Source organism: uncultured Abiotrophia sp., assembly GCF_938010525.1.
Classification (GTDB): domain Bacteria; phylum Bacillota; class Bacilli; order Lactobacillales; family Aerococcaceae; genus Abiotrophia.
Map to the genome: position 1 here is coordinate 1 of NZ_CALLVK010000013.1, position 1,338 is coordinate 1,338.

Genomic DNA, 1,338 nt, shown 5'->3' on the forward strand with positions numbered 1-1,338 from the left:
TTCCTTAGCCAGAAGGATCCGCAGGGCGCCTAGAGTGGTATTAGCAACTTCTAAGCTATCTGCAACAAAGAGGACCAAATCATTGTCAATTAACTGTAAACGTTCTGTCAACTTATCAGCAATCTCTGTCAAGAATTTAGCAACAGGTCCAGTCATTTCTCCATCAAGATACTTGACCCAGGCCAATCCTTTGGCTCCGTACTGTTTTGCCACATTTGTCAACTTATCAATGGCTTTACGAGAATACTTATCCGCCGCATTCTTGACTACAATAGCCTTAACTGCTGGAGCTTGGGCAAAGACCTTGAAGTCAATTCCCTTGACAGTATCTGTCAAGTCTTGTAAAAGCATGTCAAAGCGGGTATCTGGTTTATCAGAGCCATAATTGTTCATGGCATCATCGTAGGTCATACGAGAGAAGGGTATAGTCACATTAATCCCTTTGGTTTCCTTCATGACCCGAGCTATTAGACCTTCAGTAATCTCTTGGATGTCTTCCTCATCTAGAAATGAGGTTTCCAAGTCGATTTGGGTAAATTCAGGTTGACGGTCGGCACGCAAGTCTTCGTCACGGAAACATTTGGTGATTTGGTAGTAACGGTCGAAACCGGCCACCATCAGCAGTTGTTTGAACAATTGCGGCGATTGTGGACTTTGTGGAAGGGCATAGAAGTGACCTTGGCTAACCCGACTTGGTACCAAGTAATCACGCGCCCCTTCTGGTGTTGACTTAGTCAACATTGGCGTTTCCACATCAATAAATTCCAACTCATCTAGGTAATTACGAACGCTATGGGTCACCTTGGCCCGCAGTTTGAGATTCTTGAGCATACTTGGACGACGCAAGTCCAGATAGCGATAACGAAGACGATTGTCATCTGTCATTTCCGCATCATCCTTGATTTCAAAAGGAGTCGTCTTGGAAGTGTTGAGAATGACCAAGTCGCTGACCTGCAGTTCCACAGCTCCAGTTGCCAGCTTGTCATTGGCCTGCTCACGTGCTTGAACGGTTCCTGTCACCTCAATTACGTACTCCGTTCGTAGGCTTTCAGCCTTTTTCATGATGTCTTTGGATACTTGCTCTGGGTTGATGACCAGCTGCATAATGCCTTCGCGGTCCCGCAGGTCAATAAAAATCAAGCCACCTAAGTCACGACGGCGACTCACCCAACCTTTAAGAGTGAGTTGTCTTCCGATGTGTTCAGGGCGAACACGTCCAGCATAGATACTACGTTTCATTATGTTTCCCAAACCCCCACTTTATCTAACAGGGCTTATTCCTTTCTCCTTGGGTCTTTTTACATTCCCATCTATTATAGCAAAAAGCCTAATAAAACC

The 1,338-nt window shown here is 45.3% G+C and carries 1 protein-coding gene; it reads right to left on the minus strand.

The features are described from left to right. On the minus strand, positions 1-1,239 hold a 1,239-nt coding region (gene aspS / locus Q0339_RS02385), incomplete at its 3' end, for an aspartate--tRNA ligase (RefSeq protein ID WP_298077185.1). Positions 1,240-1,338: the final 99 nt, after the last annotated feature.